This window comes from Thermus hydrothermalis, from assembly GCF_022760925.1.
GTDB classification, from domain to species: domain Bacteria; phylum Deinococcota; class Deinococci; order Deinococcales; family Thermaceae; genus Thermus; species Thermus hydrothermalis.
The window spans coordinates 99,946-117,653 of record NZ_JAKTNT010000005.1 but is presented as its reverse complement, the minus strand read 5'-3'; the positions used below and the strand labels follow the sequence as shown (position 1 = coordinate 117,653).

General features: G+C 67.5%; 16 protein-coding genes. 6 read left to right on the top strand and 10 right to left on the bottom strand.

Going from position 1 to position 17,708, the window contains the following annotated elements:
- Positions 1-999 (top strand): dihydroorotate dehydrogenase-like protein, encoded by a 999-nt coding sequence (locus L0C60_RS04710; RefSeq protein ID WP_234503920.1) that lies wholly within the window; start codon positions 1-3, stop codon positions 997-999.
- Here the strand turns inward: L0C60_RS04710 and L0C60_RS04705 are convergent.
- Positions 965-1,213 carry a winged helix-turn-helix domain-containing protein gene (locus L0C60_RS04705; RefSeq protein ID WP_234503923.1) on the bottom strand — a complete coding sequence of 83 codons (249 nt, stop codon included), beginning with the start codon at positions 1,211-1,213 and terminating at the stop codon, positions 965-967. The genes L0C60_RS04710 and L0C60_RS04705 overlap by 35 nt on opposite strands.
- 30 nt (positions 1,214-1,243) lie before the next feature.
- Between L0C60_RS04705 and polX the strand changes: the two genes are divergently transcribed.
- Positions 1,244-2,971 carry a DNA polymerase/3'-5' exonuclease PolX gene (polX, locus tag L0C60_RS04700; protein WP_234503926.1) on the top strand — a complete coding sequence of 576 codons (1,728 nt, stop codon included), beginning with the start codon at positions 1,244-1,246 and terminating at the stop codon, positions 2,969-2,971.
- On the opposite strand, the gene L0C60_RS04695 is transcribed toward polX, so the two are convergent.
- From L0C60_RS04695 to L0C60_RS04685, 3 genes are all read right to left on the bottom strand, one after another.
- A complete protein-coding gene (locus L0C60_RS04695; RefSeq protein WP_234503929.1) occupies positions 2,949-3,608 on the bottom strand; it encodes a uracil-DNA glycosylase in 660 nt (219 codons plus the stop codon). The two genes, polX and L0C60_RS04695, sit on opposite strands and share 23 nt — an antisense overlap.
- Positions 3,609-3,614: 6 nt before the next feature.
- Positions 3,615-4,130 carry a helix-turn-helix transcriptional regulator gene (locus L0C60_RS04690; protein WP_234503933.1) on the bottom strand — a complete coding sequence of 172 codons (516 nt, stop codon included), beginning with the start codon at positions 4,128-4,130 and terminating at the stop codon, positions 3,615-3,617.
- A 77-nt stretch (positions 4,131-4,207) separates the two neighbouring features.
- On the bottom strand, positions 4,208-5,773 hold the full coding sequence (locus L0C60_RS04685) for an acyl-CoA carboxylase subunit beta (protein WP_234503934.1): 1,566 nt from the start codon (positions 5,771-5,773) through the stop codon (positions 4,208-4,210).
- Positions 5,774-5,843: 70 nt separating this feature from the next.
- Between L0C60_RS04685 and L0C60_RS04680 the strand changes: the two genes are divergently transcribed.
- A complete protein-coding gene (locus tag L0C60_RS04680; protein WP_234503937.1) occupies positions 5,844-6,266 on the top strand; it encodes a hypothetical protein in 423 nt (140 codons plus the stop codon).
- Positions 6,267-6,307: 41 nt separating this feature from the next.
- Here the strand turns inward: L0C60_RS04680 and L0C60_RS04675 are convergent, their stop codons facing one another.
- From L0C60_RS04675 to L0C60_RS04665, 3 genes are read right to left on the bottom strand one after another with little or no spacing between them, the layout of a single operon-like run.
- Positions 6,308-7,252: an electron transfer flavoprotein subunit alpha/FixB family protein gene (locus tag L0C60_RS04675; protein WP_234503940.1), complete on the bottom strand. Its 945-nt coding sequence runs from the start codon at positions 7,250-7,252 to the stop codon at positions 6,308-6,310.
- A gap of 9 nt (positions 7,253-7,261) precedes the next feature.
- Positions 7,262-8,005: an electron transfer flavoprotein subunit beta/FixA family protein gene (locus L0C60_RS04670; RefSeq protein WP_234503943.1), complete on the bottom strand. Its 744-nt coding sequence runs from the start codon at positions 8,003-8,005 to the stop codon at positions 7,262-7,264.
- An 11-nt stretch (positions 8,006-8,016) separates the two neighbouring features.
- A complete protein-coding gene (locus L0C60_RS04665) occupies positions 8,017-9,162 on the bottom strand; it encodes an acyl-CoA dehydrogenase family protein (RefSeq protein ID WP_243092548.1) in 1,146 nt (381 codons plus the stop codon).
- Between the two features lie 97 nt (positions 9,163-9,259).
- On the opposite strand from L0C60_RS04665, the gene L0C60_RS04660 reads away from it, so the two are divergent.
- From L0C60_RS04660 to L0C60_RS04650, 3 genes are read left to right on the top strand one after another with little or no spacing between them, the layout of a single operon-like run.
- Complete coding sequence (locus tag L0C60_RS04660; protein WP_243092547.1) at positions 9,260-12,151, top strand: ATP-binding protein; 2,892 nt, start codon at positions 9,260-9,262, stop codon at positions 12,149-12,151.
- Positions 12,123-12,488, top strand: coding sequence for a response regulator (locus L0C60_RS04655; protein WP_243092546.1), 366 nt, complete (start codon positions 12,123-12,125; stop codon positions 12,486-12,488). The genes L0C60_RS04660 and L0C60_RS04655 overlap by 29 nt, the downstream gene beginning before the upstream one ends.
- A 28-nt stretch (positions 12,489-12,516) precedes the next feature.
- Positions 12,517-13,593 (top strand): TRAP transporter substrate-binding protein, encoded by a 1,077-nt coding sequence (locus tag L0C60_RS04650; RefSeq protein WP_243092545.1) that lies wholly within the window; start codon positions 12,517-12,519, stop codon positions 13,591-13,593.
- Here L0C60_RS04650 and fdhF read toward each other — a convergent pair.
- From fdhF to L0C60_RS04635, 3 genes are read right to left on the bottom strand one after another with little or no spacing between them, the layout of a single operon-like run.
- Positions 13,590-15,629 carry a formate dehydrogenase subunit alpha gene (gene fdhF, locus L0C60_RS04645; RefSeq protein WP_243092544.1) on the bottom strand — a complete coding sequence of 680 codons (2,040 nt, stop codon included), beginning with the start codon at positions 15,627-15,629 and terminating at the stop codon, positions 13,590-13,592. The genes L0C60_RS04650 and fdhF overlap by 4 nt on opposite strands.
- The gene (locus tag L0C60_RS12900; protein ID WP_243092543.1) at positions 15,629-16,231 is read right to left on the bottom strand and encodes a 2Fe-2S iron-sulfur cluster-binding protein; all 603 of its coding nucleotides are present in this window, start codon (positions 16,229-16,231) and stop codon (positions 15,629-15,631) included. The genes fdhF and L0C60_RS12900 overlap by 1 nt, the downstream gene beginning before the upstream one ends.
- Complete coding sequence (locus L0C60_RS04635) at positions 16,221-17,693, bottom strand: NADH-ubiquinone oxidoreductase-F iron-sulfur binding region domain-containing protein (protein ID WP_243092542.1); 1,473 nt, start codon at positions 17,691-17,693, stop codon at positions 16,221-16,223. Before L0C60_RS04635 ends, L0C60_RS12900 begins: the two co-directional genes overlap by 11 nt.
- Between the last annotated feature and the right edge of the window lie 15 nt (positions 17,694-17,708).

Below are 17,708 nucleotides of genomic sequence, written 5' to 3'. Positions count from 1 at the left end.
ATGGACCTAAGGACCACCTATTTAGGCTTGGAGCTGGACCACCCTTTGGTGGCCTCCGCTTCTCCCCTCACGGAGAAGCTGGATGGGTTTTTGCGGTTGGAGGACGGCGGGGCGGCGGCCATCGTCATGCACTCCCTCTTTGAGGAGCAGGTGACCCTCGAGGAGGAGATGCTGGACCACTACCTCCACTATGGCCACGAAAGCTACGCCGAGGCCCTGAGCTACTTTCCCCGCGCCCACGAGTACCGCCTCACCCCGGAACGCCACCTGGACCTCCTTTCCCGGGCCAAGGAGCGGGTTTCCGTGCCCATCATCGCAAGCCTCAACGGGATTAGCCCCGGGGGTTGGGTGGAGTACGCCCGGCTTTTGGAGGAAGCGGGGGCGGACGCCATTGAGCTCAACCTCTACTACATCCCCACGGACCCCGCCCTCTCCGGGGAGGAGGTGGAGGCGATGTACCTTTCCACCATCCGGGCCGTGGTGGAGGCGGTGCGGGTGCCCGTGGCGGTGAAGGTGGGGCACGCCTTTACCGCCTTCGCCCACTTTGCCAAGCGGGTGGAGGGTACGGGGGCCAAGGCCCTGGTGCTTTTCAACCGTTTCTACCAGCCGGACTTTGACCTGGAAACCCTTTCCGTGGTGCCCACCCTCTCCCTTTCCCGCCCCTACGAGGCCCTTTTGCGCCTGCACTGGATCGCCCTCCTCCACGGGCGGGTGGACCTGGAGCTGGCCCTCACCGGGGGGGTGCACACGGGCAAGGAGGCGGCCAAGGGCCTCTTGGCCGGGGCCCAGGTGGTGATGATGACCTCGGCCATCCTGGAGAGGGGGCCAGGCCACTTCCGCACGGTATTGGCCGAGCTAAAGGCCTTCATGGAGGAAAAGGAATACGCCAGCGTGGCGGAGATGCGGGGGGTCATGAGCTACCAGAAGGTGGCGGAGCCCGCCGCTTTGGAAAGGGCCAACTACCTCAAGGTTCTGGGCTCGTACCGGCTTCTTCCCTAAGGGCGTAAAGCCCGTTCCCTAAGGCCACCACGGGGCTTCGCTCCCACCTGGCGAGGGCGGAAAGCCGCACCTTGGCGATCTTTTCGGGCTCCTTTACCCTGGCCCAAAACCCCTCCTCCTTGAGGAGGCGGCCCACCTCGGTGTAGTGGAGGGGGCGCCCCGCCTCCCTTAGTAGGGCCACCACCCTTTTACGGAACCGGTCCGGCCTGGGCATGGGGTTTCAGTATACCCGTATAGTGAGGGCATGCGAAACCAGGAGCTTGCCCGCCTCTTTGAGGAGATCGGGCTCATGAGCGAGTTCTTGGGGGACAACCCCTTCCGGGTCCGGGCCTACTACCAGGCGGCCCGTACCCTCTACGACCTGGACACCCCCATTGAGGAGGTGGCGAAAAGGGGCAAGGAGGCCCTCCTCGCCCTCCCGGGCATCGGGCCCGACCTGGCGGAGAAGGTGTTGGAGTTTCTGAACACGGGGAAAATCGCCAAGCACCAAGAGTTGGCGAGGAAGGTGCCCAGGGGGGTCCTCGAGGTCATGGAGGTGCCCGGGGTGGGGCCCAAGACCGCCCGCCTCCTCTACGAGGCCCTGGGCGTGGACTCCCTGGAAAAGCTCAAGGAAGCCTTGGATAGGGGAGACCTCCTAAGGCTTAGGGGCTTCGGGCCCAAGAAGGCGGAGCGCATCCGGGAGGGGCTTGCCCTGGCCCAGGCGGCGGGGAAGAGGCGGCCTTTGGGGGCGGTGCTCTCCTTGGCCCGGAGCCTCCTGGAGGAGATCCGCGCCCTGCCCGGGGTGGAGCGGGCGGAGCTTTGCGGTTCGGCCCGGCGCTACAAGGACACCGTGGGGGACCTGGACTACCTGGTGGCGAGCCTCGAGGCCCCTCGGGTGGTGGCGGGCTTCGTGGCCCTCCCCCAGGTGAAGGAGGTTTACGCCAAGGGCCCGGAAAGGGCCACGGTGTTTCTAAAGAATGGCCTCCAGGTGGACCTGCGCGTGGTGCCTCCCGAAAGCTATGGCGCAGGCCTCCAGTACCTCACGGGGAGCAAGGCCCATTCCATCAAGCTTCGCGCCCTGGCCCAGGATATGGGCCTAAAGCTTTCCGAGTACGGGGTCTTCCGGGGGGAGGAGCGCCTGGCGGGGGAGACGGAGGAAGGGGTGTACGCCGCCTTGGGCCTGCCCTTCATCCCCCCGCCCCTCCGGGAGGACCACGGGGAGATTGAGGCGGCGCAAAGGGGAAAGCTTCCCAAGCTCCTAGAGCTTTCCCACGTCAAGGGGGACCTCCAGGTCCACTCCACCTACTCCGACGGCAAAAACTCCCTGGAAGAGCTTTGGGAGGCGGCCAAGGCCCTGGGGTACCAGTACCTGGGGGTCACGGACCACTCCCCGGCGGTGCGGGTGGCGGGGGGGCCGTCCCCGGAGGAGGCCCTAAGGCGCATTGAGGCCATCCGCCGCTTCAACGAAACCCACGGCCCCCCTTACCTCCTGGCGGGGGCCGAGGTGGACATTCGGCCCGATGGCAGCCTGGACTACCCGGACTGGGTCCTGCGCGAGTTGGACCTGGTCCTGATCTCCATCCACTCCCAGTTCAAGCTCTCCAAAGCGGAGCAGACGAGGCGCATCCTGAGGGCCCTGGAGAACCCTTTCGTCCACGTCCTGGCCCACCCCACGGCCCGCCTCCTCGGCCGCCGCCCCCCTATTGAGGCCGACTGGGAGGCCATTTTCCAAAAGGCCAAGGAGCGGGGCGTGGCCGTGGAGATAGACGGCTACTACGACCGCATGGACCTGCCCGATGACCTCGCCCGCCTGGCCTACGGGATGGGGCTTTGGATAAGCCTTTCCACGGACGCCCACCAGACCGAGCACCTCCGCTTCATGGAGCTCGCCGTGGGCACCGCCCAGAGGGCCTGGATTGGCCCGGAAAGGGTGCTCAACGCCCTTTCCTACGAGGAGCTAACCCGGTGGCTCAAAGCCCGGCGAGGGCTTTAGCCCTTAGGAGGACCTCCAGGAACATCTCCCGGGTGAGCTTGCCCGTTTGCGTGTTCTGGCGGGAAACGTGGTAGCTACAGAGGAGGTGCCTCCCCTCGGGCAAGGGGTAGTGGGCCCCGTGGCGGAAGGGGTAGGCGCTCCTTCTCAGGCCCAAGTGGTCCAGGAGGGCCTCGTGGGCGATCCGCCCCAGGGCCAGGTAAACCTGGGCTTTCCGAAGGAGGCCGAGCTCCACCGCCGTCCAGCGGGCGCACGCCCTGAGCTCCTCCGGCGTGGGCTTGTTCCCAGGCGGGGCGCACCGCACCGCCGCCGTGAGGTAGACGCCATAGAGCCTTAGGTCATCCCCAGGGTGGCTTTCGGGCTTGTTGGAAAGCCCCGCCTCGTGGAGGAGGGGGTAGAGGAAGGCTCCCGAGGCGTCCCCGGTGAAGGGCCGGCCCGTGCGGTTGGAGCCGTGGGCCCCGGGGGCGAGGCCGAAGAGGACGAGGCGCGCCTCGGGGTCCCCGAAGCCGGGCACGGGCCTAGCCCAGTAGGGCTCGTGGCGGAAGGCCCTTTTCCTTCCCGCCACCCCTTCCCGCCAGGCCACGAGCCGGGGGCAGAGGCGGCAGGCGGTGAGCTCTTGGCGAAAGCTTTCCAGGTCCATGGGCTTTTAGAGAAACCTCACGTGGGCCAGCTCGCTTCGCTTCTTGACCCCGAGCTTTTGGAAAACCAGGGAAAGGTGGGCCTTCACCGTCTTCACCGAGATGCCGAGCTCCTTGGCAATCTCCTCGTTGGAAAGGCCCAAAGCCGCCAAGGCCGCCACCTCCTTTTCCCTGGGCGTGAGGTGGGGGAGGGGTTCCCCCACCAAGGTGGCCACCACCTTGCGCTCGGCCCAGACCTCGCCCCGGGCCACCGCCTCCAGGGCCTTGGCCAGGACCTCGAGGCCCTGCTCGGGGTAGAGGTAGCCCCGGTACCCCTTTTTGAGGGCCTGGGGCGCTTGCTCCTTGTCCCGAAGCAGGATCACCGCGGGCACAGGGGGTGGGGCGGGGACCTCGCGGCCCGCCTCCACCAGCCCCACCTGGGCCTGGAAGGGGTGGGTCACCACCTCGAGGCCCCAAGCCCCAAGCTGGGCTTCCAACGCCTCTTGATAGGCGCGTAGGGGTACCTGGAGCCAAACCTTCAGCATCTGCTTCCAGTTTACCCAGGCACGCCTCGTGGATGGACTCGGAAGAGCAGGTACCGGCGGGGTTGGGGAGGAGGGGTTTAGAGGGGGATATTGTCGTGCTTCTTGGGTGGCCTCTCCTCCTTCTTGTCCCAAAGCATCCTGAGGTGCAGGTAGAGGAGGCGGCGGGTGTCCTTGGGGTCTATGACGTCGTCAATGTAGCCCCGGGCCGCCGCCACCCAGGGGTTGTCAAAGGCCTGGCGGTACTCCTCAATCTTCTTGCGGCGGGTTTCCTCGGGGTTGGGGGAGGCCTGGATCTCCTTGCGGTAGATGATGTTGGCCGCCCCTTCCGCCCCCATCACCGCCACGGAGGCGGTGGGCCAGGCCAGGACCACGTCCGCCCCCATGTCCTTGGAGTTCATGGCCAGGTAGGCCCCGCCGTAGGCCTTGCGGACGATGAGGGTGATCTTGGGCACCGTGGCCTCGGCGTAGGCGAAGAGCATCTTGGCCCCGTGGCGGATGATGCCCCCGTGCTCCTGGGCCACTCCGGGAAGGAAGCCCGTCACGTCCACCAGGGTGAGGAGGGGGATGTTGAAGGCGTCCATGGTGCGGATGAAGCGGGCGGCCTTGTCCGAGGCGTTGATGTCCAGGGCCCCGGCCATGAACCGGGGGTTGTTGGCGATGACCCCCACGGGGTAGCCGCCAAGCCGCCCCAGGCCCACGATGATGTTTTTGGCGAAGCCGGGCTGGATTTCCAAAAACTCCCCCTCGTCCAACAGGGTGCGGATTACCTGGTGCATGTTGTAGGGCCTGCGGGCGTCGGGGTGGACGAGGTCCAGGAGCTCCGGGGTGGGCCGGAAGGGGTCGTCCTTGGGGTCTAGCACCGGGGGCTTTTCCCGGGAGTTTTGCGGCAGGTAGGCGAGGAGCTTCTTGATGAGGTCCAAGACCTCCTGGTCGCTTTCTCCTTCCAGGTGGGCCACGCCGCTTTTCTCCATGTGCACGTCGGCCCCGCCCAGCTCCTCAAAGGTCACCTCCTCGCGGGTGACGCTTTTAATAACCTCGGGGCCGGTGATGAACATGTAGCTGGTGCCCCGGCTCATGAGGATGAAGTCGGTCATGGCGGGGCTGTAGACGGCTCCCCCGGCGCAAGGGCCCAGGATGGCGGAGATCTGGGGCACCACCCCGGAGTAGATGGCGTTGCGGTAGAAGACCTCCCCGTAGCCGGAGAGGCTATCCACCCCTTCTTGGATGCGGGCCCCGGCGGAGTCGTTGAGGCCGATGATGGGGGCTCCCACCTTGGCGGCCAGGTCCATGAGGCTTGCGATCTTGCGCCCGTGCATCTTGCCCAAGGAGCCGCCCAGGACGGTGAAGTCCTGGCTGAAGACGAAGACGAGGCGGCCGCCGATGGTGCCGTAGCCCGTCACCACCCCGTCCGCGGGCGCCTCGAGGCCCTCCATGAGCCCGGTTTCCAGGTGCTCGGCAAAGGGCATGAGCTCCACGAAACTCCCGGGGTCCAGGAGGTAATCGATCCGCTCCCGAGCGGTGAGCTTGCCCTGCTGGTGCTGCTTTTCTATGCGCTCTTTCCCCCCGCCCAAAAGCACCTTTTTGCGCCTTTCTTCAAGCTCCGCCAAGAGCTCATCCAGGATGAGCCGGGCATTATCCGCCATACTGGCCGTCATGATACACTAAGAAACCAGGCAGGCTTCCAGGAAAGGCCGCCTGGGAAGGAGGTGAAGCGTGCGAAGGTGGCTTTGGTATCTCTTGGCGCTTATTTTGCTGGGGCTTTTGGCCTGGGGAGGCTATGCGGCCTACGCCAGCTACCAAGGCCTGAGGGCCAAGGTGGCGGCCCTGGAGGCCCGGGTAACCGCCCAGGAAGAGGCCATCAAGGGGCTTGCCGAGCGGGTGGGGAAGCTGGAGGAAGAGGTCTTCCAGGCGCCTACACCGCCCCTCTCCCTGCCCGAGGTACCCGAGGCGGGCGGCGCCCCTGTCTGGCCCTACGCCGTGGGCGTGGTGGTGGCGGCGGTGCTTCTCTACCTTCTCCTCCGCCTCCTCCGGGGGCAGGAGCCTAAGGCCGAGGCGCCAACCCAAGCTTCTCCCGACCTCGAGGCCTCCCGCATGACCGAAGAAGGCGCACCCCCGCCCCCTGGGGAGCGGGGCTAAGGGAAAGCCCGCCGGGGGAAGCCCCGGCGGGCCTTTTTTTTCTAGTCCTTTAGCTTCTTCACCGCTTCAATCAGGGCGGGGACCACCTGGTGCACGTCCCCCACGATGCCATAGTCGGCGTGCTTGAAGATGGGGGCCTCGGGGTCCTTGTTCACCGCCACGATGTACTTGCTCTTGTTCATCCCCGCCAGGTGCTGCACGGCCCCCGACACCCCTAGGGCGATGTAGAGGGAAGGTTGCACCGTCTTGCCCGTCTGGCCCACCTGCTCGCTGTAGGGCCGCCAGCCGGCGTCCACCACCGCCCGGGTGGCGCCCACGGCCCCGCCCAAGAGGGCGGCGAGCTCCTCCACCAGGCGGAAGGCCTCGGGGCTCCCCATGCCCCGCCCTCCCGTGACCACGATGTCCGCCTCGGTGAGGGAAACCCCCTTCTTCTCCTCCTGGAGGCGCTCCAGCACCTCCACGGTGGGCACAGCCGGCACCTCCAGGGGCCGCACCTCCCCCTGGGCCGCAAGGGGCTCCGCCAGGGGGGTGGTGTTGGGCTTCACCGTGAGGACCACGGGGAGGGGGGCGCGCACCCTCTGCGTCACCCGGTTCAGGTAGGCGTAGCGGGTGGCCACCACCGCCCCGCCCTCCACCCCGCTTTCCAAGGTGTCCTCCAAGAGTCCCGCCTTCAGGGCGTAGGCCACCCGGCCCAGGTAGGTGCGGCTTTGCCGGGAGGAGGGGGCCACCACCGCCTGGGCGCCCGCCTCCTGGGCCGCCGCCAAGACCCCAGCCGCCCACCGTTCGGCCGTATAGGGGCCTAGCGTGGCGGTGTAGAGGGTCTCCACGTAGCTTCGGGCCTCCTCCACCGGGGCCTTGTCCTCCGCCAGGAGGACCCCAGCCACCCGGGTGCCCAAGGCCTCCGCCAGGGCCCGGGCCCGGGTGAGGGCCTCGAGGCTCCCCTTCCTTAGCTTGTTCCCATCGTGGTCCAGAACCACAAGAACCATAGCCACCTCCTAAAGCACCTTGGCCTCTTCGTGGAGAAGCCGCACCAGCTCCTCCGCCGCCGCCACGGGGTCCTTCCCGTCCAGGATCCTCTGCAGGCGGGCCTTTTCCTGGATGCTCTCCTCGAGGATTTCCACCTTAGGCGTTCCAGTGAAGGCCACCTTCCTTATCTCCTTCTTCTTGGCCTTCATGATGCCGGGAAGGGTGGGGTAGCGGGGCTCGTTCAGGCCCTGCTGCGTGGTGAAGACGGCGGGAAGCCTTACCCGGACCCACTCCGCCCCCTCGTCTAGGTCGTGCTTGGCCTTGGCCGTTTCCCCTTCTAGCTCCAAGGCCGTGGTCCAGGACACCACCGGCACCCCCAGGGCCTCCGCCAGGGCGGCCCCCAGGGCCTGGCTATCCCAGTCCGCTTGCTGCCCCCCGGTGAGGACCAGGGTGGGGGCCTCCTCCCGCACCACGTCCGCCAGGGCTTCGGCCACGGTCACGGGGTCGGCGTAGCCCTCGTAAACCACGTGCACCCCCCGGTCGCACCCCATGGCCAAGGCGGTGCGGATGGCCTCTTCCGTCCGCTCGGGGCCGAAGCCCACCACGATGGCCTCGCCGCCGTGCTTCTCCTTGAGGCGGAGGGCTTCTTCCACGGCGTACTCGTCCATCTGGTCCAGGATCAGGGTGGCCCCGGAAAGGTCCACCCGGCCGCCTTGGATCTTGAGCCTGCTCTCCCCGTCGGGGACCTGCCTGATGACCGCCACGAACTTCATCCTGCCTCCTTTCACTCCGCCAGGAGGTGCCTGGCGATGATGAGCCTTTGGATCTCGTTGGTGCCCTCGTAGATCTGGTTGAGCTTCACGTCCCGAAGGAGCTTCTCCACCGGGTATTCCCGCACGTACCCGTAGCCCCCGTGGATCTGGATGGCCTGGTTGGCCGCCTCAAAGGCGATTTCCGAGGCGTAGGCCTTGGCGATGGCGCTGGCGTGGGCGTGGGGTAGGCCTTGGTCGGCGAGCCAGGCGGCGTAGTAGGTGTAGGTGCGGGCGGTTTCAATGCCGATCATCATGTCCGCCAGCTTGAACTGGATGGCCTGGAAGTTGGCGATGGGCTGGCCGAAGGCTTCCCGCTCCTTGGCGTACTTCCTCGCCTCGTCCAAGGCCCTCCGGGCCACCCCCACGCTTCCCGCGGCCACGGGGATGCGGGTCTTGTTCAGGGTGTTCATGGCGATTTTAAAGCCTTCCCCTTCCTCCCCGAGGCGGTTTTCCACCGGCACCTTCACGTCCTCAAAGATGAGCTCGTAGGTGCCGCTGGCCCTTTGGCCCATCTTCCCGTGGATCTTCACCGCCCGGAAGCCCGGGGTGCCCTTTTCCACCACCAGGGCCACCACGCCCTTGTGGCGGAGCTCGGGGTTCAGGGTGGCGAAGACCACCACCCACTCCGCCTCGCCCCCGTTGGAGATCCACATCTTGGTCCCGTTGAGGACGTAGTAGTCCCCTTGGCGCACGGCCCGGGTCCTGAGGGCGGCGGCGTCCGAGCCGTTTCCGGGTTCGCTCAAGGCGAAGGCGGCCAGGGCTGGCTTCTGGGTGAGGGGGGTGAGGAAGCGCCGCTTTTGCTCCTCGGTGCCGGCGAGGAGCACCGGGGTGATGCCCAGGTCGCTGGCCATGGGGATGGTGTAGATGCCCATGCAGGCGTAGGCCAGCTCCTCGCCCACGATGACCTCGTCCACCATCTTGAGGCCCATCCCCCCGTACGCCTCGGGGATGATGGCGTTGAGGAGGCCCACCTCGTGGAGCTTCTCAATCACGGGCCAGGGCACTTCCTCCTTCTCGTCGTACTCCGCCGCCACCGGCAGGATCACCTCCTTGGCGAAGCGGCGGGCCAGGGCCTGGAGTTGTTTCTGCTCTTCCGTGAGGCTGAAATCTATGGGCATACCCGACCTCCCCTGGGCAAGGGGTCCACTCTTTGACCAAGTCTAAGATTTTGCCCTTCCCCTTGCAACCCAGGCCCCATGCTACCATTGGAGGCAGATGAGATTGGCCGGGCAACTTGCGGTGCTGGCCCGCTTCCAAAGGGCCCTTCTTAAGGATTTGGAGCCGGTGCAGATTCTTCGCAACCTCCTCGAGGTGGCCACGGAGGAAGGGGTGGAGCGGGCGGCCCTTTTTCTCTACCACCCTTCCACCCGGGAACTGGTGGGCGAGGTGGCCTCGGGGCGGGGGCGGCACTACACGGTTTCCGCCATCGCCCTGCCCCTTTACCGCAAGGGGCCGGTGCAGGAAGCCTTTTTCGCCGAAGGACCGGTGAAGCGGGGCGAGGAGTGGCTTTTACCCGTGGTGGGGGAGGAGGCCCTCTTTTGCTGGAGCGATCCCGAGGCCCGTTGCCAAGAGCGCCCTCGGGCCACCCGGGAAACCCGGGCCATGGTCTGCCCCTCCTGTCCCCGCTTCGGCGCCAAGGGGGTGCTTAGCCTCGAGGGCGTCCCCCAGGCCCTAGAGCCCACCCTGCCCCTCCTCGCCCAACTCACCGCCTTGGCCCTGAAAAACGGAGAGCTCCTGGCGAGCCGAAACGCCGCCTTGGAGAAGCTTTCCCGGCACGTGGAGGCCCTCTCCCACGTGAGCGCCTTGGCCCGGGAGGTGGCCCGCTCGCTAGAGCCCAGCGCCGTGCTGGAAACCTTGGCCCGGGCGCTATCCGAGCGGTTTGGCTTTTTCCGGGTTACCGTGGCCTTGGCCAAGGAAGGCCGCTTGGAGGGGCACCTCACCGTCCGGGGTCGGGAAGTGTATTGGACGGAGGGCAGGAGCCGTATCCACCTCCTTCTAGAGGCCTCCCCTGACCCCTTGGCCCGGGCGGTTCGGGAGCGGAAGACCCTGGTTTTGGAGCGGGAGAAGCTTCCTCCAGGCGTGGGCCAGGACACGGGGCCCACGGTGGCCTACGTGCCTATCCTGGCCGAGGAGGAACCCTTAGGGGTGGTGGCGGTGGACCACGGCCCGGGTGGCCCCCCGGTGGGACAGGAGGAGGTGGGCTACGTGGAGCTTTTGGCCGGAGTGGCCGGGGTAGCCCTGAAGAACGCCAAGCTCTACCGGGAAAAGACCCAGCTTTCCCTGGCCCTGGCGGCGGAGCGAAAGCGGCTATCCCAGGTGCTGGAAGACCTTCCCGATGGGGTGGTGGTCCTTTTTGGGGATAGGGGTTTCGCCAACCCCCGGGCGCGGGAGGCCTTGGGCTTGGGACCCGAGGTGGCCCTGGAGGACCTCCCCGCCGCCTTAGGCCCAGCCCTGGAAGGGGGGAGGCTAGAGCTTGCCTTGGGGGGGCGGAGCTACAGCGTCCGGGGCCGGGTTGTGGGGGAGATGCGCATCCTGGTCCTCCACGACATCAGCGAGCGGGTGCGCATGGAAAGGGCCCTGAGGGAGCAGGTGGTCTTCACCCAGGCCCTGGTGGACCTGGCCCAGGCGGCGTTGCGGGAGAAGGGGATAAAGGCCTTGGGGGAGGCCATCGTGCGCCGCCTCTTGGTCCTTTTCGCCGCGGACGAGGGGGTGCTTCTGGCGGAAGGGGAAGGGGTGCTCTTCGCCACCTGCTCCTTGCCCGCTTCCCTGCCCCAACCCAACCTGCTGGATCGGGCCCTGGAGGAGGAAAGCCCTTTGGGGGTGGAAGAGCTTCATCCGAGGGACTGCGCCCTTGCCGCCTCCTTGGGCCTGCAAAGCGCCTTGGTGGTGCCCTTCCGTGCTGGGGCGTTCCGGGGGGGGCTCCTTTTGGGCTACCGCAAGGGGCGGCGCTTCGGCGAGCGCCTCTTGGCCCGGCTTGCCCAGGTGGGGACCCTTTTGGCCTTGGTCCTGGAGAAGGCCCGTTTTCTGGAGCTCTTGGAAGCGGAGGAGGAGCGGCTCAAGGCCCTTATGGAGCACTCCCAGGACGTGGTCTACGTCCTGGATGGGGAGGGGAATATCCGCTTTGTGAGCGCCAGCGTGCGGGGGGTCTTGGGGTACGACCCCGAGGGGTACAGGCGGGCGCCCGTGAACGGCCTGGACTTCGTCCACCCCGAGGACCGCTCCCTGGCCGAAGCCCTTTTCCGGGAGCTTCTCGCCCACCCCGGGGAGGTGCGCACGGGGGAGTTCCGCGTCCTCCACGCCGACGGCACCCCCATTCCCATGGAGGCCTGGGGCCGGAACCTCCTCCACGAGCCCCGGGTAGCGGGCGTGGTGGTGAACCTGCGGGACCTAAGGCCCCGCCTCGAGGCCGAGCGCCTCAAGGGCGAGTTCATCGCCGCCGTGTCCCACGAGCTCCGCACCCCCCTCGCCGTCATCATGGGCCTGGCGGAGCTTCTGCGGGAGGAGGGGCTTTCCCCGAGCGCCGAGGAGTCCGTGGAGCTCATCCTGGAAAGCGCCTTCCGCCTCAAGACCATGGTGGACAACCTCCTGGACACGAGCCGCCTCGAGGCGGGCCGCTTTGAGGTGAACCGGCGGCCCGTGAACCTGAGGCCCCACCTCCTGGAGCTGGCCAAGAGCTTCCAAGGGGTGGCGAGGCTTTCCGGGGTGGATTTCCGGGTGGAGGTGGAGGAGCTCCCCGTGGTGGAGGCGGACCCCGAGCGCCTGGTTCAGGTGGTGGGGAACCTCCTCTCCAACGCCTTCAAGTTCACCCCCCAGGGGGGGCGCATCCGGCTTGGGGCCCGGGGGGAGGGGGATACCCTCGTTTTGGAGGTGGAGGATACCGGGCCCGGCATCCCCAAGGAGGAGCTTCCCAAGCTCTTCCAGCGCTACGCCCGGGCCAAGAACGCTGGCGCCCGCGGGGTTTCGGGCACCGGGCTTGGCCTTTACATCTCCAAGGCCATCGTGGAAGCCCACGGGGGGCGGATAGAGGTGGAGACGGAGGAGGGCAAGGGGAGCCTTTTCCGGGTTATCCTACCCCTATATGGCCCGCATCCTGCTGGTGGAGGATGAGCCCCTGGTGGCCCACACGGTGCGCCGCATCCTGGAGAGGGCCGGGCACCAGGTGGAGTGGGCGGCCTCGGGCCAGGCGGCGCTGGCGCGCCTTAGCGCCATGGCCTACGACCTGGTGCTCTGCGATCTGGTGATGCCCGGGGTTTCGGGCCTCGAGGTCATCCAGGAGGTCAAGCGCCTTGGCGGCCCACCCGTCCTCGCCCTTTCCGCCAGCGTTTCCGCTAAAAGCCAAGAGGAGGCCCTGAAGGCCGGGGCCAGGGCCTTTTTGGGCAAGCCCTTTGACGCCCAGACGCTCCTTTCCTTGGTGGGGAAGCTGCTAGGTCAGGACGGGGCCTGATACACTAAAAAGCCAAAGGAGGAGAGGTATGCGGCGGCGGAGCTTTCTCAAAGGGTTGGGGGTAGGCCTAGCGGCAAGCCTCAGCTACAGAGCCCACGCCCAGGCCCAGCCCCAGGTGCGCTGGCGGCTCGTTTCCAGCTACCCCAAGAGCCTGGACACCCTCTACGGCGGGGCGGAGGACCTGGCCAAGCGGGTTTCCGACCTCACGGGGGGGCGTTTCCAGATCCGGGTCTACCAGGCGGGGGAGATCGTCCCTGGGGGGCAGGTGTTGGACGCCGTGCAGCAGGGCACGGTGGAGGCAGGGCACACTTATGGGCCCTTCTACGTGGGCAAGAACCCCGCCCTGGCCTTTGACGGGGGGGTGCCCTTCGGCATGACCTACCGCCAGCACAACGCCTGGATGCTCTTTGGCGGGGGGCTTGAGCTCTTGCGGGAGGTGTACGCCGACTTCGGCGTCCTCCAGTTCCCCGGGGGGAACACGGGGGCGCAGATGGGGGGGTGGTTCCGCAAGGAGATCCGCACCCTGGCGGACCTGAAGGGCCTCAGGATGCGCATCCCTGGCCTCGGCGGCCTGGTCATGGGCCGGCTTGGGGTGGTGCCCCAGACCCTGGCCGCCGGGGACATCTACCCCGCCCTGGAACGGGGTACCATTGACGCCACGGAGTTTTCCGGCCCCTACGACGACGAGAAGCTGGGCTTTTACAAGGTGGCCCGCTATTACTACTACCCCTCCTTTTGGGAACCCTCGGCGCAGCTTTCCTTCCTGGTTTCCCAAAGGGAATGGGCCCGCCTGCCCCGGGAGTTCCAGGAGGCCTTCCAGGTGGCGGCCCAGGAGGTCAACCTCACCATGATGGCCAAGTACGATGCGCAAAACCCCAAGGCCCTCCGCCGCCTCCTCGCTGCCGGGGTGCGCCTGAGGCGGTGGCCCACGGAGGTGATGCGGAAGGCCTTGGAGGAGGCGAGGGCGCTTTACGAGGAGCAGGCGGCCAAGGACGCCACCTACAAGAAGGTGTACACCGCCTACTGGGCTTTCCGGGAGGAGGAGTACCGCTGGTTCGCCGTGGCGGAGCTGGCCTACGAAACCTTCGCCTTCCCCACCCTCTAGTCCACCTTTTCTAGCCGCACGGCGCTCACCTTGTACTCGGGGATGCGGCTCACGGGGTCCAGGGCGTCCAGGGTGAGGCGGTTGGCGGGGACCTCGGCGAAGTGGAAGGGGGCGTAGACCACCCCTTCGGGGGTGCGCTCCGTCACCCAGGCCCGGGCGCGGATCCGGCCCCGGCGGCTCACCACGTAGATGGGCTCGCCATCTTGGAGCCCGAGCCTTTCGGCGTCCTTGGGGTTCACCTCCACCTTGAGCTCGGGGTACGCCTCCTTTAGGCGGCTATTGCGGCTAAGGGTCCCCCCGTGCCAGTGAAAGAGCACCCGGCCCGTGGAGAGGGTGAAGGGGTACTCCTCCGAGGGGGGTTCCGCCGGGGGGGTATAGGGGGCGGGGAAGAAGCGGGCCCGGCCCGAGGGGGTGTTGAAGCGCTCGCGGAAGAGCACCGCTTCCCCGGGGTGGTCCTCAAAAGGACAGGGCCAGCGCACCCCTTCCGCCTCCAGGCGGGCGTAGGAGATGCCCCCCATGAGCTCGGGGATGGCCTGGCGCACCTCCTCCCAGATGGCCTCCGGTCCCGGGTATTCCCGCCAGGGCCGGTCCAGGGCCCGGGCTAAGCGCTTGCCCAGTTCCTGGGTAATCCACCAGTCGGGCCGGGCCTCCCCGGGCGGGTCCAGGAGCTTCCGTACCCGCTGCACCCGGCGGTCGGTGTTGGTGAAGGTGCCCTCCTTCTCCAAAAAGCTGGCGGCGGGGAGGATTACGTGGGCGAAAGGGGTGGTTTCGTTTTCCAGGATGTCCTGGACGAGGAGGAAGGGGAGGGCGGAGAGCTTGGCCTTGAGGTGGTCCTGGTAGGGCTCGCTGGTCACCGGGTCCTCCCCGATGAGGTAGATGGCCTCCACCTCGGGGATGGCCGCAAAGACCTCGGTCATGCGCAGGCCGGGCTTGGGGTTAAGGGGCACGCCCCAAAGGGCCTCAAACCGTTTTCTGGCGGCTTCGTCCGCCACCTTCAGGTAGCCGGGGTAGACGTCGGGCAAGGCCCCCATGTCCCCGGCCCCCTGGACGTTGTTCTGGCCCCTTAGCGGGTTCAGGCCCGCCCCCTCCTTGCCCACCTTGCCCGTGAGAAGGGCCAGGTTCACCAGGGCCTGGGCCGTGGCCGTGCCCTTGGTGTGCTGGGTGACCCCCATGGCCCAGTAGGCCCCGGCCCGCTCCGTGGTGGCGTAAAGCCGGGCGGCCAGGGCGATCTTCTCCCGTTCCACCCCGGTGACGGCCTCCGCCCTTTCCAGGGTGTATTCCTCCAAGGAAGCCCGCCACTCGGCGAACCCTTCCGTGCGGGCCTCCACGTAGGCCCGGTCCCAAAGGCCCGCCTCGAGGACATACCGGGCCATGGCGTTCAGGAGGAAAAGGTCGGTGCCGGGGCGCACCCGAAGCCACAAGGTGGCCGCCTCGGCCATGCCCGTGTACCGGGGGTCCACCACGATCATCCTCGCCCCTTGGCGCACCCGCTTCTTGATCATGGCGGCGATCACCGGGTGGGTTTCCGTGGTGTTGGAGCCCACCACCAGGAAGAGGTCCGTTTTCCAGATGTCCTCTATGGGGTTCGTCATGCTGGCTCCGCCCAAGGAGCGGGAAAGGGCGGCGGTGGAGGAGGAATGGCAAAGCCGGGAGCAGTGGTCCACGTTGTGGGTGCCAAGAAGGGCCCGGGCGAGCTTCTGGGCCAGGTAGACCTCTTCGTTGGTGGTTTTGGCCGAGGGGAAGACGGCGATGGCCTCAGGGCCCTTTCGCCTTAGCACCTCCAGGAGCTTTTCCGCGGCGAAGTCCAATGCCTCTTCCCAAGTGGCCCTGCGGAAGGGCGCATCCCGGCTTTCCCGCACCATGGGGTAGAGGAGGCGCTTCCCGGAAAAGGGAAAGTCCAGGCCAAAGCGCCCCTTCACGCAAAGGGCCCCGTGGTTGGGGGGGATGTCCGGGGCCAGGACCCGGACCACCCGGCCCCCTTGGACCTCGGGCTCCACCTGGCAACCCACGCCGCAGTAGGGGCACGTGGTGCGCATCACGCCACCTCCAAGGTCAGGGGCCGTAGGGCCCCCGTGGGGCATACCTGCACGCAGTTGCCGCAGAAGACGCAAGGGGTTTCCGGCAGGGGGCGGCCCAGGGGGGTGGTGGGGTGGGCGAGGAGGCCCCGGTCCTCGAGGGTCAGGGCGTACACCCCCATAATCCCGTCCCCGCAGGCGTCCACGCAGCGGCGGCAGTTGACGCACTTGGCGTAGTCCCTTAGGAAGAAGGGGTTGTCCTTCAAGGCTTCCCGCTCCTTCCGCCCCGCCACCTCCGGCCAGCGGGCGGGCTCGGCCCCGTAGCGCTCCATGAGGGAAAGGAGCTCCGGCGCTTGGGAGAGGTCGGTGGTGAGGGCAAGCCACTCCAAAAGGGTCTTCCTTAGGCGCCGGAGGGCTTCGGTTTCCGTCTTCACCTCCATCCCCTCCTGGGCCAAGGTGGCGCAAGCGGGGTGCAGGCGCCCGTTTACCTCCACCAGGCAAAGCCGGCAAAGGCCCTTGGTTTCCGTGTGGGGATGGTGGCAGAGGGTGGGCACCGGGGCCACCTGGAGCAAGAGGGCCCCCTCCTGGACCTCCACTTCCTTCCCGTCTACCCTAAGCCGCACCTTCCACCTCCAAAAGGCTCTGGTAGGCCCAGTAAGCGGACTGGCCTAAGCCACAGAGGCTTCCTTTTAGGGTTTCCGCCAGGTCCTGCACCAGGGCCCGGTTCCGCTCGCGCCGCTTTACCATCTCCACCTGCACCGCCGTGCCCAGGGGGCAGGGGAAGCACTTGCCGCAGGACTCCTCCTTGAGGAAGTGGACGAGGCCGAGGAGGACTTCCCAAAGGTCCACGTCCCGCCCAAAGGCCACCAGGGCCCCCGCCCCCAGGGGAAGCCTTTCCTTGAAGCGCAAGGGGAAGGCGAGGTCCCGGGTGAAGACCCCCGCCGCCCCGCCCAGGAGCACCGCCTGGACTTCGCCAAGCTCCCCCCCGGCCCGGCGCAAGGCCTCCCCCAGGGGGGTGCCCAAGGGGAGCTCGTAAAGCCCCGGGTGGGCCACGTCGCCGCTTATGGAGAAGAGCTTGGGCTCGAGGGCCCGCCAGGCGTCAGGACCCTCCCGCAGGATGAGGGGGAGGTTGGCCAGGGTTTCCACGTTCTGCACCAGGGTGGGCCTCCCCCAAAGCCCCTTCTCCCCGGGGAAGGGCGGCTTGAGCCTTGGCTCGGCCCGCTTGCCCTCCATGGACTCCAGGAGGGCGGTTTCCTCGCCGCAGATGTAGAGCCCACCGCTTCGGAACACCTCCGTGGGCACGGGGAGGAGGCCGGCTTCTTCCAGTTCGCTTAGGGCCCTTTGCAGGCCTTCCTGGGCCGCTTCAAACTCTTCCCGCACGTAGAGGAAGACCTTATCCGCCCCCACGGCCAAGGCGGCGAGGAGGGCCCCTTCTAGCACCAAGAAGGGGTGGTGCTCCAGGAGGAAGCGGTCCTTGAAGTTGCCGGGCTCGGACTCGTCGGCGTTCACCACCAGGTACTTGGGGGAGGCCCCCTGGGCCACGGTCCGCATCTTCACGTGGGCGGGGAAGGCGGCCCCGCCCCGGCCCAAGAGCCCCGCCTCCTCCACGGCCCGCAAGACCCCTTCCGGGCTGGCCCTTCCCTGAAGGAGGGCCAAGAGGGCCTGAAGCCCTCCCAAGGCCCGGTACTGGGCCAGGGACAGGATGGGCTCCGGGGGGATGAGGCGCTTCCCGTGGCCTAGGGAGAAAGGAAGGCGGAAGTCCCTAAAAGGCACCAGGCTTCCCTGCCACTCCACGAAGCGGCCCTCGGGGTTGAAGCGCAGGTAGATGGGGGAGAGGGCCTCGAGGCCCAAGGGGGGGTAGCTTCCGTCCGCCGCTTCCCGTAGCCGGGCGAAGCCCCGGGCCCGGGCCACGGGGTCGTCCACCAGGAGGCGGCCTTGGGGTAGGCCGCGGTAGCGGGGGTAGTAGCGCACCACCCCCCAGGCCTGGGCCAGGGGTACCCTGGCAAGCCGCGCCGCCTCGGCCACCTTCTCCTCCGTGAGGGGTAGCCGGGCGTCCAGGAGGGGGAGGAGGCTTGGGTTTTCCATGGTTCAAGCTTACCC